Here is a 23,037-nt window from a genome sequence, read left to right on the forward strand (position 1 = left end):
TGCAGTTTGAGAATCTCTGCCTCTACTGTAAATGTTTTTGTCTGAATCAGGTGGTTATCGAGCGAAATCGAGATAATGTTCAGGATGATAGGACTTACAGGATGTGATTTAATATTCTCCCCAGATACCGGACTTCTGGCATATCACAATTATGACAACTGTGAAACTTTTATGTTAAAATAGACTAATATAACTTAAATTACATCAATCCTCAAAAAATAATGAAAGGTTATATCAAAGGAAAGACAGTTATTTTACTAGAAGAATTACCAGACTCTTTTCAAGAAGGTGATGAGGTGGAAGTTTTAATTTCCACTTTAGAAAGAAATGATCACAATCTGCTAAAATTAGCTGTTGTTCCCATACATCATCAGCAAAAACAAGATCAACCAGGGTTACATTTAGGTGCAATATCAACCAGTGATGATTTTGATGAACCCTTACCTGATGAATTTTGGTTAGGAGAATCATGAAATTACTGTTTGATACTCATACTTTTATTTGGTGGGATAGTCAACCTCATAAATTATCTGCTAAAAGTTTAGCTTTATTATCTAATAGTTCTAATATCAAATTTCTCAGTATAGTTAGTATTTGGGAAATGCAAATTAAATATCAATTAGGTAAGTTATCTTTGCAACTTCCGTTAAGAGATATTATCAATGAACAAATACATAATCATAATATTGTGATTTTATCAATCACATCTGAACATATATTAGGATTAGATAATTTACCGTTACATCATAAAGATCCATTTGATAGATTATTAATTTCACAAGCAAATCTTGAAGATGCGATTTTAATTAGTTGTGATTCTGTTTTTAATCAATATTCTGTGAAAGTTGATTGGTAATCTAGGAATCGGACTTGAATTTTTTTTGTTTTTTGTCTGAAAACTTAGATCAATCTTCAAAAATCATCCTGTTCATCCTAATAATCCTGGTTATCCTGATTCTGACAAAAGACAATTTCTGAAAATTTAGATCAATCTTCAAATACTAAATCATCTTGCTACATAATAGAGATAAAAGTTGTATCTTTGGTTAAGTTGGTATGATAAAAACGGTAATTGGGTGTTAACTCCCGCAGAAGAAGAAAGACAAAAGTTAGAACAAGAAAAACAAAAAACAGAAAGATTAATTGCCCAACTGCGTGCGCTTGGTGTTGAACCTGACTTAGATTAATTTACCTACTTTCCTCTTTATGTGTGTATTATCCCTCTTTCCCAATCTCCGGTTGGGAATGTCATTTAAAGGCTCTGCTTCACATATTTGTTCACAATAACCAGTACATTAATAAGGAGGATAGGAAAAAAACTATAAATCAATGAATGCGATGTCTAACGAAAAGACACAAAGTGTCTACGCCTCTACCATAGCATCTATTATCAACACAGAAAACGCTGTCTTACCTTGGGAAAATCTCGAACCTAGTCAAAAACAACGCATACACTCGGCAATTGACTCTCAAAGCCATCCCAGTTGTATCGTGTATCCCCACACCCAAGCAGAACTAGCTGCCGTTATAGCCACCGCTAACCGCAATAAATGGCTTGTTCTTCCCTGTGGTAGTACCAGTAAACTCCATTGGGGTGGAATAAGTAAGAATATTGATATTGTTGTCAGTACAGAACGTATTAACCAACTCATAGAACACGCGGTTGGTGATTTAACTGTCACAGTCGAAGCAGGAATGAAATTTGGAGAACTTCAAGAAATTTTAGCCAAATCTCGGCAAACTTTAGCCCTTGACCCCGCATTTCATGAGTCTGCAACTATCGGTGGTATTGTCGCTACTGCTGATACAGGTTCTCTGCGTCAACGTTATGGTGGTGTGCGTGACCAACTTCTAGGTATAACTTTTATCCGTGCTGATGGACAAATAGCCAAAGCGGGGGGAAGGGTAGTAAAAAATGTTGCTGGTTACGATTTGATGAAGTTGTTTACCGGTTCATACGGTACATTAGGAATTATCAGCCAAGTCACTTTTCGAGTTTATCCGCTACCAGAAACATCGGGTACAGTGGTGTTAACTGGTAAGGTTGAAGCCATATCCCAAGCTGTAACAATTCTCCAAGGTTCTGAGTTAACACCAACTCAAGCAGATTTAATATCAAATCAATTAGTTTCTCGTTTAGGCTTAGGTACAGGAATTGGGTTAATTACCCGTTTCCAAAGTATTAGCGAAAGTGTGAAGGAACAGTCAAACCGACTTTTATCAATTGGTCAACAATTGGGTTTAGATGGCGCAATTTATTCAGCAGAAAATGAAGCTGCTCTATGGCAACGATTACCAGAACAAATACATTTTGATGTTACATCTTCTCTGATTACTTGCAAAATAGGAGTAATGCCTACTACAGCAGTGGAGGTTATTAATCAGATAAGTACGGGTTTAATTCACCTGAGTAGTGGTTTGGGTTTAGTAAGTTTGGAAAATGAAAGTCAAGTTTTGATTTTGCGTAATTTATGTCAATCTAATTATGGTTTTTTAAGTGTTTTGGCTGCACCAGTGGAAATCAAAAAAAGATTGGATGTGTGGGGGTATACTGGTAATGCTTTACATATTATGCGGGGTATTAAGGAACGGTTTGATGGTAATTATATTTTAAGTCCTGGTCGGTTTGTGGGTGGGATTTAAGTTTTAAGAGAATGAACCGCGAAGACGCAAAGAACGCGAAGTTAAGAGGGGAAAGAGAAATGCAAGAAGTTTCAGATGGTGCTGTTAATAATGTTGCTAGTATTAAGAATTTAAAGGGGTTTGATGAAAGTCATCCTCCTGATCCAAAGTTGATTGATAGTTGTGTTCATTGTGGTTTTTGTTTGTCTACTTGTCCTAGTTATCGGGTGTTAGGTAAGGAGATGGATTCACCCAGGGGACGTATCTATTTAATGGATGCTATTAATGAGGGGGAAATTGCTTTAAATACGGCAACTGTTGAACATTTTGATTCTTGTTTGGGTTGTCTTGCTTGTGTGTCTACTTGTCCTTCTGGTGTGCAGTATGATAAGTTGATTTCGGCAACTAGACATCAGGTGGAAAGGAATTATAATCGCAGTTTACCTGATAAGTTAGTGCGACAATTGATTTTTTCTTTGTTTCCTAATCCTGATCTGTTAAGAATTTTACTTTTTCCCTTATTGGTTTATCAAAAGTTGGGAGTTTCTAAGTTATTGCAAGCTACGGGTTTAATTAAAGCTATTTCTCCCCGGTTAGCTGCAATGGAGTCTATTTTACCGGAAATTACTCTCAAATCTTTTCAAGATAATTTACCGGATGTAATTCCTGCTAAAGGTGAAAAAAGATATCGTGTTGGGGTGATTTTGGGATGTGTGCAACGGTTGTTTTTCTCTTCTGTGAATGAAGCAACGGTGCGGGTTTTAACTGCTAATGGTTGTGAAGTGGTAATTCCTAAATCTCAAGGTTGTTGTGCTGCACTTCCTGAACATCAAGGACAAACGGAACAAGCGCAAGCTTTAGCAAGACAAATGATTGATAGTTTTGCTGATACAAATGTGGATTTTATAATTATTAATGCTGCTGGTTGTGGTCATACTTTAAAAGAATATGGTCATATTTTAGCCGATGACCAAGAGTATGCAGAGAAAGCTAAAGCTTTTGCAGCAAAAGTTAAAGATGCACAGGAGTTTTTAGCGAATGTTGGTTTAACTGCTAAACTTTCACAATTAACAGATAAACCTTTAACTTTAGTTTATCAAGATGCTTGTCATTTATTACATGGTCAGAAGATTAGTGTCCAACCACGTCAGTTATTAAGAAAAATTCCGGGTGTGAATTTACGAGAACCTATAGATGCGGCTTTGTGTTGTGGTAGTGCGGGTGTTTATAATATGTTGCAGCCGGAAGTTGCGGAGGAATTAGGTAAACAAAAAGCGCAGAATTTATTAAATACAGGTGCTGATTTAATTGCTTCTGCAAATCCTGGTTGTACTTTGCAAATTAGTAAATATTTACAAGGTAAGACTATTTCAGTAATGCACCCGATGGAGTTGTTAGATTATTCTATTCGTGGAGAGAAGTTGAAATTGTAAAATTGTCTATGCTCATCTCTACAATATCTCCAATTTTTGTAAAAAGTTGGGGATTTTGATAGCATAGCGTGACATCATCAAACAGGTTATGTTTTCTATGGTTTTATGAAAATACTTGTTCTAAATGCTGGTTCAAGCAGCCAAAAAAGTTGTTTATATGAAATTCCTGATGCAAATCTACCTAACAAAGTTCTGCAACCTCTTTGGGAGGGAAAAATTGATTGGAATCAAGAACGGAGTGAGGCAGAAATTGAGGTAAAAACAGCAACAGGTGCTGTACTAAAGGAATCCATTCATAGTGATTCCCGTAAAGCGCACGTGGCTTATATGCTTAATACTTTGACTGATGGTGCTACCAAAGTAATTGGTCAATTATCGGAAATTGATGTGGTGGGACATCGCGTGGTACATGGTGGGCTAGACTACCGTCATAGTGTAATAATTACTGAAGATGTCAAAAAAGCGATCGCACATCTTTCTACTCTAGCACCAGCACATAATCCACACGCTTTGGAAGGCATAGAAGCCATGGAAAAAAGTTTAGGAACTATCACCCAAGTAGCAGTATTTGATACTAGTTTTCACAGCACTTTACCCGATGCAGCTGCCATCTATCCCGGACTCTATGAATGGGTAGAACAAGGTATCCGTCGCTACGGCTTTCATGGTATCAGTCACCAATACTGTGCTAACCGTGCAGCGCAAATTCTCAACCGAGATTTAACATCATTGCGGTTAATAACCTGCCATTTGGGTAATGGTTGTTCTTTAGCTGCGATTAAAAACGGTAAAAGTATTGATACAACAATGGGTTTTACACCCTTAGATGGTTTAATGATGGGTAGTCGTTCTGGTTCAATTGATCCAGGAATTCTCATACACTTGCTACGTCAATCTGATTACTCAGTTGAAGAGTTAGATTATGTGTTAAATAAAGCTTCAGGATTAAAGGGAATTTCGGGTATATCTGGCGATTTCCGAGAAATTATGACAGCCATTAACCAAGGTAGCGATCGCGCTCAACTGGCTTATGATATATACGTGCATCGTTTGCAGGCTGGTATCGGTTCTATGCTGGCTAGTTTGGGGGGATTGGATGCGTTAGTATTCACCGCTGGTGTAGGTGAAAAATCCGCAGGAATTCGCCAAGCAGCTTGTGAAGCTTGGGAATTTTTAGGAATGAAAATAGACCCTCAAAAAAATCAACAACAGCCAGTTGATGTAGATATTGCTACAGATGATGCAAATGTGCGAATATTAGTTATACACACTCAAGAAGATTGGGCAATCGCTCAACAATGTTGGCAGTTATTACAACAATAAAAAATATCATTTTCAATATTTGAATATGTTCTTCTCTCGTGAATTTATTATTACCCCTTTGGTAGCTTGTTTCTGCATTTTAGGAATTAGCCTCAGTCAATACCCCAGGCTACAAAAATTGTTAAATAGCAAACAATCTATGTCTATAGAAGCTTTAGAAAAAGACCAGGAAAAAGAAGGTTTGCGTCTGAGTTTACTCCAAGAAATACCCACTTTGGGTTACGATAACATCATTGCTAATTGGGCATATATAGATTTTTTACAATACTTTGGTGATAATGAAGTCAGAGATAAAATAGGTTATAGTTTAAGCCCAGAATTTTTTGAAGTTATCCTCAAACGTGACCCTAAATTTTTACAAGCTTATCTTGGTCTTTCTGTCAGCACTTCTTTATATGCAGGTATGCCAGAAAGAACGATTGCTATCATGGACAACGGCTTAAAATCAATGTCTCCTACTTTGCCAGCAAAATCTTATTATATCTGGCGTTATAAAGGTACAGATGAGTTATTATTTTTAGGTGATTCCCAAGCGGCAAGAAAATCTTTTTTGAAAGCAGCAGAATGGGCTAGTAAATATGATGATCAAGAGAGTAAAAATTTAATTTTTATATCCCGAAAAACAGCACAGTTTCTCCAAAACAACCCTGATAGTAAGTTTGCCAGAATTGCAACTTGGACAATGGTTTTACAGAATAATGTAGATGATAAAACTCGCAAACGGGCAATCAAAGAAATTGAAAACCTTGGAGGTAAAGTAGTGATTAACTCTGATGGTGTACCTGCTGTAACTTTACCTGAGAAAGATTAGACTTTATCAATTGATAATTGAAATTGACAATCGTTTAATAAACTCCCCCTGCTCCCTATTATGTATTGGTATTGTGGCAAATTAATAGAATCACAAAAACTGGAATTAGATATTAATGATCCAGGTTTGATTTATGGGGCTACAGTTTTTACAACCTTGAGAGTTTATAATCATTCCCTTGATCATAGTTTAACTAATTGGCAGGCACATTGTTACCGTCTGCAATTTAGTTTACAAACCTTCGATTGGACAGAACCAGATTGGGATTTTGTGCGTCAAGGTGCAGAAATTCTTTTACAACTCTTTCCCGTTCTGAAAATTACTATTTTTCCCGATGGTCGAGAATGGATCACAGGCAGATTATTACCAGAAAACCTGACCCAAAAGCAAAATAATGGTATAATAGCTGCCCTTACCAAGGCAGAATTTGCCCGCTCTCTCCCCAGTCATAAAACCGGCAATTACTTGAGTGCTTGGTTAGCAAGAAATATTGTGCAGTCTTCCAAAGCCGAAGAAGCGATTTTAATAGATGGTGAGGGAAAATGGCTAGAAACCAGCACAGGAAATCTTTGGGGATGGAAAGAAGATAGTTGGTGGACACCACCATTAACAGTAGGAATTTTACCTGGAATTGAGCGATCGCACATCATCAATCAGCTAAAAAAACGTGAAATCACCATCCAGCAGGAACTTTGGACACCAGAACTAGTCAAAAAATTTGATGCGATCGCCTACACTAATAGTGTCGTAGAGATAATTCCCATCCATACCGTACAACAGCCAACAGGATCGTTAGAATATAATCCTTACCATCCTTGTTATTCACAACTCAAAGGATTATTTCTACCATGACAAGAACGCCATTTTGGTATATCTTAAGATAAGTTAACATAATTCTCATAATGCCCTCTCTTATTTTAGAGAATTTACACTAACGCACAAAAGATACAGGAGGATAGACCTCAGTGAATAAAAGATGGAGAAATACAGGGCTATACGCGCTGTTGTTTATAGTTGTAATTGCTTTAGGGACTGCGTTTTTTGACAACCAACCCCCACAAGTAGAAACATGGCGTTACAGTCAATTTATTCAAGAAGTTGAAAGCGGTAGAGTAGAAAAGGTCAGTCTCAGTTCAGACCGTTCTACAGCAATGGTTACGCCTAAATATGACCCTAATAAAAAGCGCGTCACCTTAGTTAACGATCCAGACTTAATCAATACACTGACTACTAAAGGTGTTGATATTGCGGTATCACCCCAAACTGACGAAGGATTTTGGTTTAAAGCACTCAGCAGTTTATTTTTCCCTGTATTACTTCTAGTTGGTTTATTTTTCTTATTGCGTCGCGCTCAAAGTGGACCCGGTAGCCAAGCCATGAACTTTGGTAAATCTAAAGCCAGAGTGCAAATGGAACCCCAAACCCAAGTAACATTTGGCGACGTTGCGGGTATTGACCAAGCCAAACTGGAATTAAACGAAGTAGTAGACTTTTTGAAAAACGCCGATCGCTTTACCGCCGTTGGTGCAAAAATTCCTAAAGGTGTATTGTTAGTTGGTCCTCCTGGTACCGGTAAAACCCTCCTCGCACGTGCGGTAGCTGGAGAAGCTGGTGTACCCTTCTTCTCAATATCCGGTTCTGAATTTGTAGAAATGTTCGTTGGTGTGGGTGCTTCCCGCGTCCGCGATTTATTTGAACAAGCAAAAACCAACGCTCCCTGTATCGTCTTCATTGATGAAATTGACGCAGTAGGTCGTCAACGGGGTGCAGGTTTAGGTGGTGGTAATGACGAACGGGAACAAACCCTTAACCAATTACTCACCGAAATGGATGGTTTTGAAGGTAACACTGGTATCATCATCATTGCTGCTACCAACCGTCCTGACGTACTAGACGCAGCTTTATTGCGTCCCGGTCGTTTTGACCGTCAAGTGGTTGTAGACCGTCCTGACTACGCTGGACGCAGCGAAATCCTCAAAGTTCACGCACGGGGTAAAACCTTATCTAAAGATGTGGACTTGGATAAAATCGCTCGTCGTACTCCTGGTTTCACAGGTGCAGATTTATCCAACCTGTTGAACGAAGCCGCAATTTTAGCAGCACGTCGGAATTTAACTGAAATTTCGATGGATGAAATTAATGATGCAATTGACCGGGTATTAGCTGGCCCAGAGAAGAAAGACCGAGTAATGAGCGAAAAGCGTAAAACCTTGGTTGCTTATCACGAAGCTGGTCACGCTTTAGTTGGTGCATTGATGCCTGACTATGACCCTGTACAAAAGATTAGCATTATTCCCCGTGGTCGTGCTGGTGGTTTGACTTGGTTTACTCCTAGCGAAGACCGCATGGATACAGGTTTATATAGCCGTGCTTATCTGGAAAATCAGATGGCTGTAGCTTTGGGTGGTCGTTTAGCTGAAGAAATCATCTTTGGTGAAGAAGAAGTGACCACCGGTGCTTCCAACGACTTGCAACAAGTAGCCAGAGTTGCTAGACAAATGATAACTCGGTTTGGGATGAGCGATCGCTTAGGTCCTGTGGCTTTGGGTCGTCAACAAGGTAATATGTTCCTGGGTCGAGATATCATGTCTGAACGTGACTTCTCCGAAGAAACAGCCGCTGCAATTGATGAAGAAGTTCGTAAATTAGTAGATGTAGCTTACATCCGTGCGAAAGAAGTGTTGGTAAATAACCGCCACATCTTAGATGAAATCGCCCAAATGCTGATTGATAAAGAAACCGTTGACGCTGATGAATTGCAAGAAATTCTAGCGAATAACGATGTTAAAACTGCTGCTTTTGCTTAATAGCTAGTAGTAGGAATTTTAAATTTAAGATTGGGGTAATTCTGGATTTTCTGGAGTTACCCATTTTTTTTATCTCATCCCATTTCTCTACAAACTGGCATGATACGATTGTTTGATACATTATTCGATTCCATAAAAGGCTCAGTAAAGCCGTAAACCTTTAGATATCATGGAAGTCTTACCATTACCCAATAATTGGCAAAATATTCAACCTGACCTTGTATATGCTTCAACTTATGATTTGCAAGTTTCATTTAGCGACAAACAAATAAAATTAGGTATAAGATATGATAGTAAAGGAAAGCATTTAAAAGCAATTGCAAAAGGGCAGGTACATCCAGAGGGTAGTAGTGGGCTTGTTGATTCTGAAGAAAAAGGATATGATTTAAAATCTAAAGTATTAGGTAACGGTGGCGATAGACGGTTTCACGCCAAATATATTAATGGTATATTACATTTTCCTGGTTTTGTAACACAACATTAATCCAGAAGAGATTATGACTACACTTCAATTGAAAAATCACCAAGTCTGGCAAGATTTAACTGAGATATTAGAAAATCTAGATACTAATTCTCTTGTTCAAAAACATCTTGAAAAATGCTGTTATACAATCAATGGTTATTGGGATGAACAGGATGAATATTATGAATCAATTAGTTTACCTCGCACTATAGAAGCAAAATTAGTCAGCACTGTTGTAGGTGTTACCCAAGGTACACGCTTTCTAAAACTCAAATTTTCTCTTACAGGAATTAGTCATCATTCTTTGGCGGCTTCTATGTATGCTGCATTAGGACATGATGATAAATATTCCCCATTCCCACCTCCAACTATTCAAAATATAGGTGAGCTAGTTCTTATCTATAATGAAAATATGGAATTGGTTGATGAAAATTGGCTTTTAGATATAGATTTGCTTGATAAAAGATAAGTTACTAACACTTAATTTTCTCCGTATTTTATAGATGAAATATTAAATGTATCGTAATTCTGGGTTTTCTGGAGTTACTCCAATTTTTTTGAGCTAGGTTAATACCAAAATACAAAGCTTGATTGACATGGAGTAGTTTATGGAATGCAAGATTCAGTAAGCCTCAAATCTTCTACTATCGTGGTAAAAGGTTAGGAATATATTATTATCAACCAATATTCCTAAAATGATATCTAGGTTTTCTCGAAAATATGGACTACCAGATTCATCGTCATTACTAATAATAGGTTTATCCAGTATTTCGACCACAATAGCTGGCTGATTTTTATAAGGGATTTTCCTATTTTTGAGGTTTGTTTTCCATTTCACCAGTTGTCCCACTTGAAAGGAATCTTTTTTAAGGAAATTATTGCAAGCAGTCTGTAATTGAGTTATGTATTCTTCTCCATAACTTTCTTTTTCTGTAGCAATTTCTTCGTCGTCTTCTTCTTCAAAGTTTCTGGTTTGGAGAGATTGCACCAATGCACCTATTAAGTCTTGGTTATTGTCTTTTTTTTCACTCATAATAATTATTATTTAACTCCCTATCAAGAATTTAAGTTAATTGAGGAATTTTGGATTGATATGGTATTTTACCACCATTTTTAAATGATATAATACTTATTTTTCCTGGAGTGGGAAAGATGTAATTATTGTGTTTCTTTGATTCTAGCTCTTGTAGAGCAGACCTAATTTTTCGCTGATTTCTTCTAACAACCGAGTTTGACGCGATCTAATTTCTTCTTTATTTTTTACTCCCTCTACTACATAGAATATTTCAGGAGGTGATAACTTATAACTAGCAGGTACAACATCCTCTAACCACCAGTTAAATAACTCACGTCTGCCTTTTGAACCTGGAAAAATGGCATCACCTTCTAAGCAATCTTCTAATATTTCTAAAATTGCTTCTAGTGATTGGTCATATTTGATAACTTTAATCGCATTATAAAAAACATCTAATGCTTCATTTATTTCTTGAAAATTTGCTTCTTTATGCTGAAAATAAGATTCATGAGATTTAAATATTTCAGTTATTAAATTATCAAGTATATGATTATCGATCATCTTAGTAGTAGTTTTATTATTAATATTCTTTATCAAGACTGATGAGATGAACTTGATAACCTGTTTTGGTAATAAATTTTTAGAATCATAGTATTCTAGAGTAGGTTCTACAGCTAGAGTTAAGATAAGTGTCATCCAGAGATAACGACAATAAGCCAATTTTTCATCATCGTGACGAATCAATTCTAAGACTTTTTTTAAGGTATCTTGGAGTGAGTCCGTTCCATCAGCTTCTGGTTCATATAACTCTTCATAATGTTCTAGCTTGATTTTATCAAATAACAATTGAAATTCATTTGGAAGAATATTATTTGATATTTCTTGTTTATAATTTATATTTTGAACTGATTGTATTATCATATAAGTCTCCTTTTTCTGCATTATTTAATTAACTAGAGTTATTTTTATAACAGTATTACCATTTTACTTTTGGTACATCGGGGTAGTCCCAGAATACTTTTACATTTATATTCTTAAACTTATCCTTAAATTGCTCTATAACATCAACCTTTCCTTGATCAGATTGTCATCGTCATAGTTGAAATCATCTTGCGTATTTATCATGTGATGATAATAACACTATCACAGGATGTTATATCCCTGGTAACATGAATGATAAAGCAGTAACTCAGCATCCACAATAGAAATAGACAAAATACAAAAAACAGGTATCAAACTAATGGTACGTTTAAAACCCTGGCAATGGATTATCCTAGTTTCACCCATAGCGATAATTATCGGTTTCCTACTTATAGCCGCAGGAACACAAATTCACGCTTGGGGATTAAGTTGGATTTGGGCTGTATTTACTCTTATTTTGGTGGGTTGGCGTTGGTTGCTGGTACGCTGGACTAAACCTGCGGTAAATCAAATTGAAGCTGTATTTGCACAAGTGCAGGAAGAATTGGAATCTAGCAGCGACAATAATCTCAATGTATCAACGGGAAAAGACAAAACCCATCAAATAGAAGCCGCATTACAAAAAGTTCTGACTGATTCGCAAAATGATCGTCCAGTTTGGGAAGATTTACAAGCTTTTTGGCAAAGATGTCAAGATTTAGTAGTTGCGATCGCACAAATTTATAATCCAGAAGTAAAATATCCTCTACTTAACATTTACATTCCCCAAGTCTATGGACTGATTCGCGGAACAGTCGATGATATGGATAAATGGATGCAAAAATTATCACCAGTTCTCAATCAAGTCACCGTCGGACAAGCGTATCAAGCTTACGAAGTTTACCGCAAATTAGAACCATCTGCTCGCAAATTTTGGCGTGTTTGGAATTGGGCGCAATGGTTATTAAATCCTGTGGCTGCGGTAGCAAAAAAAGCTAGTCAAGGTGTCAGTAATCGTGCTTCTCAAGAATTACTCATAAATTTGAGTCAATTATTAAGAGAAGCAGCTTTGCGGAACTTATGCCAACAAGCGATCGCACTCTATACAGGGACTAAAATTGAATTACCTACCCCCACCCTATCCCAGCCTAAAACCCAAACCCTGCGTGACATTCTTACCCAAGCAGAACCTCCAGAAAAAGTAGAACAAAAGCCAGTTAATATTCTCCTTGTCGGACGTACAAGTGCAGGTAAAAGTAGTTTAATTAATACTATTTTTCAAAGTGAACTTGCTGTTGTGGATGTTTTACCCAGCACTGATAAAATTAAAAATTATCATTGGACAACAGACACTGGAGAAACTCTCAATCTTTGCGATACTCCCGGTTATGAACAAGTCAACCGTGATGATTTGCGAGATTTAGTTATTGATTATGCCACAAAAGCCGATTTATTGTTATTAGTTACTCCCGCATTAGATCCCGCTTTACAAATGGATGTAGACTTTCTCGAAGATATTAAAGCAGAAGTTGCAGATTTACCCATTATTACCATAGTCACCCAAGTAGATAAATTACGTCCTATCCGTGAATGGCAACCTCCTTATAATTGGAAAATAGGAAATAAACCCAAAGAAATCTCTATTCGAGAAGCAACAGAATATCGGCATAAATTGTTAGGAAATTACTCTAATTTAGTTGTACCCATTGTCACCACCGACGTAAAAACTGGACGTAATGCTTGGAATTTAGATGAGTTATCTTTAGGATTATTATCAGCCATAAATCCGGCTAAACAATTACGTCTCACCCGCTTTTTACGTAACCTAGAAACCCGCATTAATGAATCCGCTAAAATTATTGACCGTTATACATTTCAAATGGCAACTACCCAAGGACTTACTGCTCTTCTAAAAAGTCCTGTTTTACAATTTATTTCCACTTTATCAACAGGTTCTCCTACCCTCGCTTATCTTCTAGCAGAACAAATTCCTGTGGAACAATTACCCATAGTTATTGGTAAATTGCAGATGGCTTATGAACTGTTTCCACTATTAAATACAGACAGTTCTAAATCCCGCAATTTTGATTTATTATCTCTTTGGCCTTTGTTGTTAGAAAATACTGCTAAACCAGATACTAACGCTTGGGCATTTGGCCATGCTTTAATAGAATATTGGACTCAAAATTTAACCATTGAACAACTAAGAGAAAGATTTGATTATTATCTCCAGGACTTACGCGAACACAACGAAAATAAAGGTAATTCATGAATTACCTCTACGCAAACATAAGGTTTTTAGTTAAATCTTGTATAAGTCTGAATCTCAAACAGAAAGCAAATAACTGAAGATATCACTATTTATTCACTAGCTAATGATTTAGAAGTTTTAATCAGAGTTCTAGCAAAAATATTAGAAATTTAATAAAATCAAAACTGCTCTCTTTTTTATGCTTGAAGAAAGCAGTTTTTCTCAATTACCAAAATTGTCAAAATCAATAATCTAGACATCTTCTGGTTCAAGCTGTGCCACTGTCACTGCATTAAACGCAAAAGCAAAAACCAACGGCATCGGACACTTGAATGCAAAGGTATAAATAACAGATAAGATGGTAATAACTACAGCTGCCATTGACCAGAATAGTTCCTGATTAGTTAATCCATTCTGTTCTTTAATTACTCTCAAAACATGAACCGGAATTGGCTCCGGCATTACTCCCCCTGGAGGAAATGCCCAATAGTTACCACGGCGTTCTACAAATAAATCTGTCCAGCCGTTTTCCATACACCAAGCTTCGATCCATTCAATAGAGTAATGATTCATCATGAGGATACCAATTCCAGTTTTCAGTTTGAGTAAATAATGAATATAGATTTATCGGAGATTCTTGACAAAGTAATAAATGCTTATAAGATTAACGCTAATTCCATAATTATGAATGAAATAATCAGCAAATTAAGTTCAGCAGTTTATATTGCTGTCCTTAATCAAAAGAATAACAGGGAATAAAGATAGCCAGCCAAAAAATACAATAAACTTTACTTGAAATGATGAATATCAATAAATGTAAATAGAATAGTGAGTAATCGCTAAACTCTTGAGGAATAATGAATTTATCAATTTTGTTATAGAGGAACAAAGAATTTTTGCTATAGAAAAGTAGAATTTTATTACAGAGTATTAAGCAATATTGAGATGAAGTTCATGATCATCGTGTAAAGGGAAATATATAAAATATTACATTACAATTGGTTAAGAAATGATGTATTTACAAGCAGTTAGCTTTACTTTTTGAGAAAACAGGTGCTATTGAACTAGCTAATTAATGACAGTATCAGGATCTACGCCGAGCGATCGCAAATATTCCGCTAATTTATCTGCCCGTTGACGTTCATTTTCAGCTTTTTCTGCCAAAGTTGGCAACCAACCATCAGCATTTACCAACTTGTCTGTTGCCCCGTCAAGTAAAATATATGAAACATGACAATTGGTTAAAAAATGATCTATTTACGCCAAGGGTTAGCTTTACTTCTCGCAATTATCATCTGGTGTGTCACATCTCCCGCACTAGCAGTTTCCTGGACTCATCCCCTATCATTTAGTAATGCAGAGTTGGGAAGACACGATTTTTCAGGAGAAAGTTTACAAGCTGCGGAGTTTTCCAACGCTAACTTGGAAATGGCTAATTTTACTGGTGCTGACTTGCGGGGAGCCGTTTTTAGTGCTTCAGTGATGACAAAAGCTAATTTACATGGAGCAAATTTAACCAATGCAATGGTTAATGAAGTAAAATTGAACGGGGCTGATTTAAGTGATGCTATTTTGTTAGAAGCTCTGTTGTTGCGTTCTATCTTTACTGATGTCAACATCGAAGGTGCAGACTTTAGTGATGCTATTTTAGATCGAGCGCAAATAAAAGAGCTATGTCAAAAAGCCAGTGGTGTAAATTCTCAAACTGGTGTAGAAACTCGTGAGTCGTTAGGATGTCGATAAAGCGTATTGGTATAATTGGTGGTGGACAACTGGCCTGGATGATGGGGGATGCTGCCAAAAAACTAGGAGTAGAATTAATAGTACAAACTCCTAGCAAAAATGATCCCGCTGTAGCTATCGCGCAAGATACCGTTTTGGCCGCAGTTGATGATGCAGCAGCAACGGAATTTTTATCTAAAAAATGCGATGTCATCACCTTTGAAAATGAATTTGTTAATCTAGATGCTTTATCTTTATTAGAGCAAGAAGGTGTTTGTTTTCGTCCCAGATTAGCAGCTTTATCTCCGCTATTAGATAAATATCATCAACGTTGCTATTTACGGGATTTAGGATTACCTGTTCCTCAGTTCTTCGCTCTGGAAAAATCAGCAGATGCAAATATTGAATCGAAAATAGAATATTTAGGTTTTCCCATTGTTCTCAAAGCTAGACGACATGGATATGATGGACAGGGAACTTTTATAATTCATGATTTAGGAACTTTGTCAACTGTAGTCAATAAAAGTAATGCACAGCTTTTAGTAGAAGAATTTGTTCCTTTTACCAGAGAATTAGCTATAATTGCGGCGCGTTCTGTGAATGGGGAAATTGTCACTTATCCAGTGGTAGAAACCCAACAAGAACAACAAGTTTGTCGGAGAGTAATTGCACCAGCGGATATTACACCCGAACAAGCAGCAGAAATTAATGCGATCGCTCATACAATATTAAACAATCTGCAAGTAGTAGGCATTTTTGGCATTGAGCTATTTATTACCGCTGAAGGTAAAATACTGATCAACGAAATAGCACCACGAACTCATAATTCTGGGCATTTTTCCTTAGATGCTTGTGAAACTTCCCAATTTGAACAACATCTAAGAGCCGTTTCTGGTTTACCTTTGAACAATACATCCTTACATTGCCCCAGTGCAGTGATGGTCAATCTTCTAGGGTATGAAAACTCACATAGCGATTATTCAAAGCAACGGCAAAAATTAACAGATATACCCCAAGCTTATTTGCACTGGTACGGAAAAACAGAATCTCGTCCCGGACGTAAACTCGGACATATTACCGTCTTACTAGAACAGCAAAACCGAGACGTGATCGAGTCTATCATTCAGACTGTAGAATCAATCTGGTATCCCGGTTAGGTGACAGGAAGAAGCAGGGGAGCAGAGGGGCGGAGGAGCAGAGGAGCGGAGGAGCAGGGGGGAAAGATTAATTCCTTCTGCCTCCTGCCTTCTGCCTTCTGCCTTCTGCCTCCTGCCTTCTGCCTCCTGCCTCCTGCCTCCTGACTCCTGACTCCTGACAAATTTTTTTCATCATGCAACACACAAATTGTTTTTGATAGTTATAATGAGTTAGTTGCACTGCGACGTTGGTGACTGCCCTCAAGTTTTTTGATCTATGTCTTTAAAGAAAAGGGAGCAAATCAGTTCTTGTGGCAGTAGACCGGGCGTGTACCCGGAAACTTTAAACGAGAAACTACCGTTCCCACCTGGTTTAACCAGGTCATAAACTTAGGTAAAACGGCGTTGTGGTGAACTTAAAAATATTTGCTCCCAGGTTGTTTCAGCTTGGGAGCTTTGTCAGTTAACAGGAGTCAGGAGTCAGGAGTACAGAAGAATAAGAAGAAGAACATATTTCTCTTCTGCACCCCACACCCTGCTTGCTTTGAAGCTTTAAAAGACTAAAATCTGTATAGTTTGATGCTATTTTCAGGAAAATTCAGAGTTAAGATCAGCAGATTAGGTTAAATTGTAGTTGAAGATACAAAAAAATTGACCAAATACCCCATTAACACAGTGTTTCCAGCCTCGGTTTTTCACCTAGACAATGGTTTGACATTTATTCATCAGGAGATACCCGCTACCCCTGTAGTGGTGGCAGATGTTTGGGTTCGTGCTGGAGCAACCTTAGAACCAGAACCTTGGTTTGGAATGGCGCATTTTCTAGAACACATGATTTTTAAAGGTACAGATACCTTACCGCCTGGGGAGTTTGATTATAACATTGAAAAGATGGGTGGTGTGAGCAATGCAGCAACAAGCCATGATTATGCCCATTACTCTCTCACCACAGCTACTCCTTACTTAGCAGAGACTTTACCCCATTTAGGCGAACTTTTGCTGAATGCGGCAATTCCCGAAGATGAATTTATCCGGGAACGGGATGTTGTTTTAGAAGAAATTCGCGGTTGTGCGGATGATCCTGATTGGATAGGATATGAATCTCTACAGAAAAATGTCTATCGAGATCATCCCTATGGACGTTCTGTGTTGGGTACTGAGCAGGAATTAATGCAGCAATCACCAGAAGCAATGCGCTGTTTTCATCGTTCTCACTACCAACCAGAAAATATGACAGTGGTGGTTGTAGGTGGTATTGGCCAAGAATCTGCTTGGGAATTGGTAAATAGTAGCTTTGCAGATTTTAGCGATCGCTCTAATTGTCCTGTATCTGATAAAATACCAGCACCAGTGATTACAGGTATTTGCCGGCGAGAGGTGATTTTACCAAGGCTAGAGCAAGCGCGGTTAATGATGGCTTGGATAGCACCAGGTGTAGAACAACTCCGAGATGGTCATGGTTTAGATTTCCTATCAGTATTATTAGCACAAGGACGGACTTCCCGCTTGGTGCATGATTTACGGGAAGAAAAACAACTGGTGCAAGCAATTTGTAGTAATTTTTCCCTACAACGGGAATCGAGTTTGTTGACAATAACCGCCTGGTTAGAACCAGAATACCTAGAGCGAGTAGAGTCTTTAATTCAGGAACATTTACATAGTTTACAAACTACGGGTATTAGCGAGCAAGAACTGAATCGTACCCGGAGAGCATTGTGTAATGAATATGCCTTTGCAACGGAAACACCAAATCAGTTAACATCCCTATATGGTTACTACAATACCATTGCCCAAGCTGAATTAGCAGTTACTTATCCCCAGGAAATTCAGTCCTTTGATGCCCAAGAACTGCAACAATTAGCACAAAAATACATTTCACCGCAAAATTACGCAGTTACTATTCTCAAACCGTATTAATAACAGGGTGTGGGGTGTAGGGGGAGGAAAATTAAAAATTAAAAACTCTTGCTTTTTGCCTCTTGCCTTCTTTCTCCTGTTCACTGTCACCTGTCACCTGTCACCTGTCACCTCTTGATTAAGAATGCAAAATATAGATAATTCTAACTCCTCTATTCATCGCACCGTATTACCTAATGGCATTGTTGTTTTAGTGGTAGAAAATCAAGCTGCGGATATTATTGCAGGGCGGATTTTTATACGTGCTGGTAGTTGTTATGAACACCGGGAAAAAGCTGGTTTAGCACATTTGTTATCATCAGTAATGACAAAGGGTTGCGATGGTTTATCGAGCTTAGAAATTGCGGAAAAAGTTGAATCAGTAGGAGCAAGTTTAAGTACAGATGCTGGTACAGATTACTTCTTGCTGTCCTTAAAAACAGTGAGTGCCGATTTTGCAGATATTTTAACATTGTCAGGGTTGTTATTGCGATCGCCCACATTTCCCGAAACCCAAGTAGAACTAGAAAAGCGGTTAGCACTACAAGATATTCGTTCCCAAAAAGAACAACCCTTTAACCTGGCTTTTGAACAAATGCGACAAGCCATGTACCAAGAACACCCATACTCAATGTCAGTCTTAGGTACAGAAACAACCATTAGCAGCATCACTCGTGCAGACTTAGTAGAATTTCACCAAACCCATTTTCGTCCAGATAACATCGTTATTAGTATCGCCGGACGCATTACACCACAAGCAGCCTTAGACCTAGTAGGAGAAGTCTTTGGAGATTGGCCACAACCAGCCCAACTACGTCCCATACTAGATTTACCAGCAATTTCTGTCACCCCCAAATCCTGCCTCAAACCCTTAAATACACAACAATCAATTGTCATGTTGGGTTACATGGGTCCATCAGTTAGCGCCCCCGGCTACGCAGCCCTGAAATTATTATCTACATACTTAGGAAATGGGCTTTCTAGCCGCTTGTTTGTAGAATTACGAGAAAAAAGAGGTTTAGCCTACGAAGTCTCTGCTATGTTCTCCACACGCCTCTTTCCCGCCTCATTTATAGTTTATATGGGAACTGCACCGGAAAATACCAGTATCGCCCTCGAAGGACTGCGCCAAGAAGTAGAACTATTATGTAGTAATGAACTATCAGCCGACGAACTGCAAACAGCCAAAAATAAAATCCTGGGACAGTATGCTTTAGGTAAACAAACCAACGGACAAATCGCTCAAATATACGGTTGGTATGAGATTTTGGGTTTAGGAATTGAATTTGACCATGAATTTCCCGAACTCATTAACAAAGTCAGTTCCAAATTAGCAATGACAGCAGCCAACAGCTATTTGCAAGAACCGTATTTATCTTTAGTTGGACAAGAGGAAGCAATAAAATCAGCAGTAAGTTAGAAGAAGGAGTCAGGAGTCAGGAGGCAGGAGAAAGAAGAAAGAAGAAAGAAGAAAGAAGGAATTAATCTTTCCCCCCTGCTCCTCCGCTCCTCTGCTCCCCTGCCCCCTTTCCTCTTGACTGTCACCTGTCACCTGTCACCTATTTTCCCATGATAAAACCCAACTCAAAATCAACACCTGTAGCTTTAACTATTGCTGGTTCTGATAGTGGTGGAGGTGCGGGGATTCAAACAGATTTACGAACCTTTGCTTTCCACTGTGTTCACGGTACAAGTGCTATTACCTGCGTTACAGCCCAAAATACTATGGGTGTGATGCGAGTTGATGCCATGCCGAAAGAAGCTGTAATTGCCCAAATTCGGGCGGTGGTTGAAGATATTGGTGTCCAAGCTGCCAAAACGGGAATGTTACTAAATCAGGAAATTATCTCCGCTGTAGCGCAGGAAGTAGCAGCTTTAAAAATTGATACTTTGGTAGTTGACCCAGTGATGGTATCACGAACGGGAGCGCAATTGATTGATGATAATGCTGTGCAAACTCTTTGTAATGAACTGATTCCCCAAGCGGCGATAATTACACCTAATCGTTATGAAGCACAGATTTTAAGCGGTTTAGAAATTGTGTCTTTGGCAGATATGCAAACAGCCGCAGAAATCATATTTAAGAAATTAGGAATTAAGGCTGTTTTAGTCAAGGGTGGAGGAATGTCTGGAAGTTTGCGCGGTGTAGATGTATGGTTTGATGGTGAAAAGTTGGAAACTTTGACAACGCAACAAATAGAAACAAAAAATACTCACGGTACTGGTTGCACTTTATCAGCTGCGATTACTGCTAATTTAGCTTTGGGTAAAGATTTGTGGACAGCAGTACAACAAGCGAAGGAATATGTGACAACTGCGCTTACTTATTCTTTGGATATTGGGAAGGGACAAGGACCTGTGGGACATTTTTTCCCGTTGTTGCAAAAATAAGTGTGAGAATTCAGGAGTCAGCAGTCAGAATGCTTATGAAATCAAGAATAGAGAGCAGTGAGATTTTATTTATGATACTCATTTACAAACGTCTATATTAACAGGTATATTTATTGTGTTTGAAGTATAAAAAACAAAAATAAAAAATCCACTTCATAAAGAATGAATTCTAGCATTATATTGTCCAACATCTTAAATCCGCCAGTATTATTCTTTTTTTTAGGAATGCTGGCAATTTTCCTGCAATCTGATTTAGAAATTCCTCAACCATTACCTAAATTATTTTCTCTTTACCTATTACTAGCAATTGGGTTTAAGGGTGGATATGAAATTGAAGAAAGTGGAATTAATTCTCAAATTGCTCTTACTCTTTTAGCAGCTATATTTATGGCTTCGGTTGTACCTATTTATTCATTTTTTCTTCTGAAATGGAAGTTGGATAATTATAATGCAGCGGCTATTGCTGCAACTTATGGTTCTATTAGTGCAGTTACTTTCATTACGGCTCAATCATTTCTCAAAGTTCTCAATATTCCTAGTGGTGGACACATGGTAGCAGCTTTGGCACTGATGGAATCTCCAGCTATTATTGTGGGTATTGTTTTAGTGAGATTCTTTGCTAAAAATCAAGAAGACGAAGAAGACGAAAAATTTTCTTGGGGTGAGGTTTTCAGAGAAGCTTTCTTAAATGGTTCTGTATTTCTCCTAATTGGTAGTGTGATAGTGGGAATTCTTACAGGAGAAAAAGGCTGGGAAAAATTACATCCATTTACCCAAGATATTTTCTATGGAGTGCTATCATTCTTTTTACTAGATATGGGTATGGTAGCTGCTAGAAGAATCAAAGACTTGAGAAGTACAGGTTTCTTTCTCATTGGTTTTGGCGTTTTTATGCCTGTAGCTAATGCAATTATCGGCATCCTGATTAGCAAGCTAATTGGTATGTCTGAAGGTAATGCTCTCTTGTTTGCCATACTTTGTGCTAGTGCTTCTTATATTGCCGTACCAGCAGCAATGCGAATGACTGTTCCTGAAGCCAACCCAAGTTTATATGTTTCTATGGCTTTAGCTATCACTTTTCCGTTTAATATTATTGTGGGTATACCTTTGTATTTCAATATTATCAAGACTATAGGAGTATAACCAGGTGCAAATTGTCAAGAAAATTGAAATAATTACTAATTCTTTAGAACTACAAAAGGTTTTAAAAATATTAGATAATGCAGGCGTTTCTGGATATACAATTATTGAGGATGTGATAGGTAAAGGACATAGAGGTCGAGTTATTGATGATTTAGAAGGTCATGCACTCACTAATGGTTATATTATGACTATTTGTAGTGAAGAACAAGAACATCAAGTAGTGGAAGCGATTAGACCTATTCTCAAAAAATTCGGGGGTGTATGTGTTGTTTCTGATGCCAAATCAATTATACATTAGTTGATTTTTAACCGACAAGGCTATTATGTATCTCATTCAAGTGCATACCACTATAGTTTTTGATGCCTGTGAATTAGAAAACCTTGCTACATTTGGGTAATGTTTTTGGTGGGTATTTCCCACCCTACTCAATTTTACCATCGGCAATATCGTTTAATTTATCAATGTCAATGATTGTGATTTCCCCACCTCGATGATAGGAGATTATTAATTTCATACTTTTAATTAACCGCACGCATTCTTCATAGGTAATACCTATGCTCCGCGCCATGCGATAATATGATAAGCTTTCTTTTAAACATTTACCTTTTGGTGTGATTTCTGTTCCTGATGTAGTCGCGAAATATTGAATTAATCTAGCTAGTCGAATAATTGCTCTTTCTGAAACTAAACCGTGAACTGTTTCATGTAATTGCTGTATGCGGTTATTGAAAACTACTAACATTCGCAAAGCTATATCCGGCTTTTTTTGAATAGCTGTTAATAAGGCATCTCGTTCTAGGGTGAGAATGTCACAGTCAGTTTCAGCGGTGACAGTAGCTGGAGAAATGCCGTTACCTAATAATGCTGGTGCAGCGAAAATTTCTCCAGTTCCTAAGTTACGAAGGATTGTTTCTTTACCTGTGGTTGCTGTTTTACTAACTTTAATTACTCCACTGGCAACAGCATATAATTTAGCGGGTAAGGTATCACTTTCATGAAAAATTATCTCTCCTTTTCCATAATGTTTTACGACGGTATAAGGTTGCAGATTTAGTTTATCTGTGGTTTCTAAATCTGCAAACACTTTAATCTGGGTAATTTGTGTTAAGGATGCCTGCATTAT

Annotated in this window: 24 protein-coding genes and 1 other RNA gene; 20 read left to right on the forward strand and 5 right to left on the reverse strand. The window is 37.7% G+C overall.

Annotation, left to right across the window (positions count from 1 at the left end; genetic code table 11):
• The first annotated feature begins 221 nt into the window (after positions 1–221).
• The 11 genes from ACLLO5_RS22900 to ACLLO5_RS22950 all read left to right on the forward strand — a co-directional run bounded on the left by ACLLO5_RS22900 (position 222) and on the right by ACLLO5_RS22950 (position 9,928).
• The gene (locus ACLLO5_RS22900) at positions 222–473 is read left to right on the forward strand and encodes a hypothetical protein (protein WP_323361747.1); all 252 of its coding nucleotides are present in this window, start codon (positions 222–224) and stop codon (positions 471–473) included.
• Positions 470–856, forward strand: coding sequence for a type II toxin-antitoxin system VapC family toxin (locus tag ACLLO5_RS22905; protein WP_323361746.1), 387 nt, complete (start codon positions 470–472; stop codon positions 854–856). The genes ACLLO5_RS22900 and ACLLO5_RS22905 overlap by 4 nt, the downstream gene beginning before the upstream one ends.
• Positions 857–1,034: 178 nt before the next feature.
• Entirely contained in the window at positions 1,035–1,187 is a 153-nt protein-coding gene (locus ACLLO5_RS22910) for a hypothetical protein (RefSeq protein WP_413176216.1), read from the forward strand.
• Positions 1,188–1,329: 142 nt separating this feature from the next.
• The gene (locus ACLLO5_RS22915) at positions 1,330–2,643 is read left to right on the forward strand and encodes an FAD-binding oxidoreductase (protein WP_413172801.1); all 1,314 of its coding nucleotides are present in this window, start codon (positions 1,330–1,332) and stop codon (positions 2,641–2,643) included.
• A 59-nt stretch (positions 2,644–2,702) separates the two neighbouring features.
• On the forward strand, positions 2,703–4,055 hold the full coding sequence (locus ACLLO5_RS22920) for a (Fe-S)-binding protein (protein WP_413172802.1): 1,353 nt from the start codon (positions 2,703–2,705) through the stop codon (positions 4,053–4,055).
• A 105-nt stretch (positions 4,056–4,160) separates the two neighbouring features.
• The gene (locus ACLLO5_RS22925) at positions 4,161–5,378 is read left to right on the forward strand and encodes an acetate kinase (RefSeq protein ID WP_413172803.1); all 1,218 of its coding nucleotides are present in this window, start codon (positions 4,161–4,163) and stop codon (positions 5,376–5,378) included.
• A 25-nt stretch (positions 5,379–5,403) separates the two neighbouring features.
• A complete protein-coding gene (locus ACLLO5_RS22930) occupies positions 5,404–6,189 on the forward strand; it encodes a hypothetical protein (RefSeq protein WP_413172805.1) in 786 nt (261 codons plus the stop codon).
• Positions 6,190–6,249: 60 nt separating this feature from the next.
• Complete coding sequence (locus tag ACLLO5_RS22935) at positions 6,250–7,041, forward strand: aminotransferase class IV (protein WP_413172807.1); 792 nt, start codon at positions 6,250–6,252, stop codon at positions 7,039–7,041.
• Positions 7,042–7,154: 113 nt separating this feature from the next.
• Complete coding sequence (gene ftsH3 / locus ACLLO5_RS22940; protein WP_413172808.1) at positions 7,155–8,996, forward strand: ATP-dependent zinc metalloprotease FtsH3; 1,842 nt, start codon at positions 7,155–7,157, stop codon at positions 8,994–8,996.
• A 169-nt stretch (positions 8,997–9,165) separates the two neighbouring features.
• Positions 9,166–9,480, forward strand: coding sequence for a hypothetical protein (locus ACLLO5_RS22945; protein ID WP_413172809.1), 315 nt, complete (start codon positions 9,166–9,168; stop codon positions 9,478–9,480).
• A 13-nt stretch (positions 9,481–9,493) separates the two neighbouring features.
• A complete protein-coding gene (locus ACLLO5_RS22950) occupies positions 9,494–9,928 on the forward strand; it encodes a hypothetical protein (RefSeq protein WP_413172810.1) in 435 nt (144 codons plus the stop codon).
• A gap of 153 nt (positions 9,929–10,081) precedes the next feature.
• Here ACLLO5_RS22950 and ACLLO5_RS22955 read toward each other — a convergent pair whose 3' ends face one another.
• Together ACLLO5_RS22955 and ACLLO5_RS22960 are read right to left on the reverse strand one after the other, a co-directional pair.
• Positions 10,082–10,492 (reverse strand): hypothetical protein, encoded by a 411-nt coding sequence (locus tag ACLLO5_RS22955; protein WP_413172811.1) that lies wholly within the window; start codon positions 10,490–10,492, stop codon positions 10,082–10,084.
• A gap of 144 nt (positions 10,493–10,636) precedes the next feature.
• Positions 10,637–11,395 (reverse strand): hypothetical protein, encoded by a 759-nt coding sequence (locus tag ACLLO5_RS22960; protein WP_413172812.1) that lies wholly within the window; start codon positions 11,393–11,395, stop codon positions 10,637–10,639.
• Between the two features lie 319 nt (positions 11,396–11,714).
• Here ACLLO5_RS22960 and ACLLO5_RS22965 point away from each other — a divergent pair, with 319 nt between their 5' ends.
• Positions 11,715–13,646, forward strand: a complete 1,932-nt coding sequence (locus ACLLO5_RS22965) for a GTPase family protein (RefSeq protein ID WP_413172813.1) — start codon at positions 11,715–11,717, stop codon at positions 13,644–13,646.
• A gap of 231 nt (positions 13,647–13,877) precedes the next feature.
• On the opposite strand, the gene ACLLO5_RS22970 is transcribed toward ACLLO5_RS22965, so the two are convergent.
• Both ACLLO5_RS22970 and ACLLO5_RS22975 read right to left on the reverse strand, forming a co-directional pair.
• On the reverse strand, positions 13,878–14,201 hold the full coding sequence (locus tag ACLLO5_RS22970; RefSeq protein ID WP_413172814.1) for a hypothetical protein: 324 nt from the start codon (positions 14,199–14,201) through the stop codon (positions 13,878–13,880).
• A 492-nt stretch (positions 14,202–14,693) separates the two neighbouring features.
• The gene (locus ACLLO5_RS22975; RefSeq protein WP_413172815.1) at positions 14,694–14,819 is read right to left on the reverse strand and encodes a hypothetical protein; all 126 of its coding nucleotides are present in this window, start codon (positions 14,817–14,819) and stop codon (positions 14,694–14,696) included.
• A 54-nt stretch (positions 14,820–14,873) separates the two neighbouring features.
• Between ACLLO5_RS22975 and ACLLO5_RS22980 the strand changes: the two genes are divergently transcribed.
• The 8 genes from ACLLO5_RS22980 to ACLLO5_RS23015 all read left to right on the forward strand — a co-directional run bounded on the left by ACLLO5_RS22980 (position 14,874) and on the right by ACLLO5_RS23015 (position 22,211).
• A complete protein-coding gene (locus ACLLO5_RS22980; protein ID WP_413172816.1) occupies positions 14,874–15,368 on the forward strand; it encodes a pentapeptide repeat-containing protein in 495 nt (164 codons plus the stop codon).
• Positions 15,359–16,504 carry a 5-(carboxyamino)imidazole ribonucleotide synthase gene (locus ACLLO5_RS22985; RefSeq protein ID WP_413172817.1) on the forward strand — a complete coding sequence of 382 codons (1,146 nt, stop codon included), beginning with the start codon at positions 15,359–15,361 and terminating at the stop codon, positions 16,502–16,504. The genes ACLLO5_RS22980 and ACLLO5_RS22985 overlap by 10 nt, the downstream gene beginning before the upstream one ends.
• A gap of 213 nt (positions 16,505–16,717) precedes the next feature.
• A non-coding RNA gene (gene ssrS / locus ACLLO5_RS22990) (6S RNA) lies at positions 16,718–16,901 on the forward strand.
• A gap of 257 nt (positions 16,902–17,158) precedes the next feature.
• On the forward strand, positions 17,159–18,400 hold the full coding sequence (locus tag ACLLO5_RS22995; protein ID WP_413176166.1) for a M16 family metallopeptidase: 1,242 nt from the start codon (positions 17,159–17,161) through the stop codon (positions 18,398–18,400).
• Positions 18,401–18,524: 124 nt separating this feature from the next.
• Positions 18,525–19,799 (forward strand): M16 family metallopeptidase, encoded by a 1,275-nt coding sequence (locus ACLLO5_RS23000; protein WP_413172818.1) that lies wholly within the window; start codon positions 18,525–18,527, stop codon positions 19,797–19,799.
• 149 nt (positions 19,800–19,948) lie between these two features.
• Positions 19,949–20,770, forward strand: coding sequence for a bifunctional hydroxymethylpyrimidine kinase/phosphomethylpyrimidine kinase (gene thiD, locus ACLLO5_RS23005; protein WP_413172819.1), 822 nt, complete (start codon positions 19,949–19,951; stop codon positions 20,768–20,770).
• A gap of 162 nt (positions 20,771–20,932) precedes the next feature.
• Positions 20,933–21,913 carry a sodium-dependent bicarbonate transport family permease gene (locus ACLLO5_RS23010; protein ID WP_413172820.1) on the forward strand — a complete coding sequence of 327 codons (981 nt, stop codon included), beginning with the start codon at positions 20,933–20,935 and terminating at the stop codon, positions 21,911–21,913.
• 4 nt (positions 21,914–21,917) lie between these two features.
• Positions 21,918–22,211, forward strand: a complete 294-nt coding sequence (locus tag ACLLO5_RS23015) for a P-II family nitrogen regulator (protein WP_413172821.1) — start codon at positions 21,918–21,920, stop codon at positions 22,209–22,211.
• Between the two features lie 124 nt (positions 22,212–22,335).
• Here ACLLO5_RS23015 and ACLLO5_RS23020 read toward each other — a convergent pair whose 3' ends face one another.
• Positions 22,336–23,034, reverse strand: a complete 699-nt coding sequence (locus ACLLO5_RS23020) for a Crp/Fnr family transcriptional regulator (RefSeq protein WP_413172822.1) — start codon at positions 23,032–23,034, stop codon at positions 22,336–22,338.
• Positions 23,035–23,037: the final 3 nt, after the last annotated feature.

Source organism: Anabaena azotica SJ-1 (assembly GCF_047275885.1).
GTDB classification, from domain to species: domain Bacteria; phylum Cyanobacteriota; class Cyanobacteriia; order Cyanobacteriales; family Nostocaceae; genus Trichormus_B; species Trichormus_B azotica_A.

Excerpts from the sequence above, each read along its gene's own strand:
- ACLLO5_RS22900 (WP_323361747.1), top strand. The coding sequence starts at position 222 with ATGAAAGGTTATATCAAAGGAAAGACAGTTATTTTACTAGAAGAATTA.
- ACLLO5_RS22905 (WP_323361746.1), top strand. The coding sequence starts at position 470 with ATGAAATTACTGTTTGATACTCATACTTTTATTTGGTGGGATAGTCAA.
- ACLLO5_RS22915 (WP_413172801.1), top strand. The coding sequence starts at position 1,330 with ATGAATGCGATGTCTAACGAAAAGACACAAAGTGTCTACGCCTCTACC.
- ACLLO5_RS22920 (WP_413172802.1), top strand. The coding sequence starts at position 2,703 with ATGCAAGAAGTTTCAGATGGTGCTGTTAATAATGTTGCTAGTATTAAG.
- ACLLO5_RS22925 (WP_413172803.1), top strand. The coding sequence starts at position 4,161 with ATGAAAATACTTGTTCTAAATGCTGGTTCAAGCAGCCAAAAAAGTTGT.
- ACLLO5_RS22930 (WP_413172805.1), top strand. The coding sequence starts at position 5,404 with ATGTTCTTCTCTCGTGAATTTATTATTACCCCTTTGGTAGCTTGTTTC.
- ACLLO5_RS22935 (WP_413172807.1), top strand. The coding sequence starts at position 6,250 with ATGTATTGGTATTGTGGCAAATTAATAGAATCACAAAAACTGGAATTA.
- ACLLO5_RS22945 (WP_413172809.1), top strand. The coding sequence starts at position 9,166 with ATGGAAGTCTTACCATTACCCAATAATTGGCAAAATATTCAACCTGAC.
- ACLLO5_RS22950 (WP_413172810.1), top strand. The coding sequence starts at position 9,494 with ATGACTACACTTCAATTGAAAAATCACCAAGTCTGGCAAGATTTAACT.
- ACLLO5_RS22955 (WP_413172811.1), bottom strand. The coding sequence starts at position 10,492 with ATGAGTGAAAAAAAAGACAATAACCAAGACTTAATAGGTGCATTGGTG.
- ACLLO5_RS22960 (WP_413172812.1), bottom strand. The coding sequence starts at position 11,395 with ATGATAATACAATCAGTTCAAAATATAAATTATAAACAAGAAATATCA.
- ACLLO5_RS22965 (WP_413172813.1), top strand. The coding sequence starts at position 11,715 with ATGGTACGTTTAAAACCCTGGCAATGGATTATCCTAGTTTCACCCATA.
- ACLLO5_RS22970 (WP_413172814.1), bottom strand. The coding sequence starts at position 14,201 with ATGATGAATCATTACTCTATTGAATGGATCGAAGCTTGGTGTATGGAA.
- ACLLO5_RS22980 (WP_413172816.1), top strand. The coding sequence starts at position 14,874 with ATGATCTATTTACGCCAAGGGTTAGCTTTACTTCTCGCAATTATCATC.
- ACLLO5_RS22985 (WP_413172817.1), top strand. The coding sequence starts at position 15,359 with ATGTCGATAAAGCGTATTGGTATAATTGGTGGTGGACAACTGGCCTGG.
- ACLLO5_RS23000 (WP_413172818.1), top strand. The coding sequence starts at position 18,525 with ATGCAAAATATAGATAATTCTAACTCCTCTATTCATCGCACCGTATTA.
- thiD (WP_413172819.1), top strand. The coding sequence starts at position 19,949 with ATGATAAAACCCAACTCAAAATCAACACCTGTAGCTTTAACTATTGCT.
- ACLLO5_RS23010 (WP_413172820.1), top strand. The coding sequence starts at position 20,933 with ATGAATTCTAGCATTATATTGTCCAACATCTTAAATCCGCCAGTATTA.
- ACLLO5_RS23020 (WP_413172822.1), bottom strand. The coding sequence starts at position 23,034 with ATGCAGGCATCCTTAACACAAATTACCCAGATTAAAGTGTTTGCAGAT.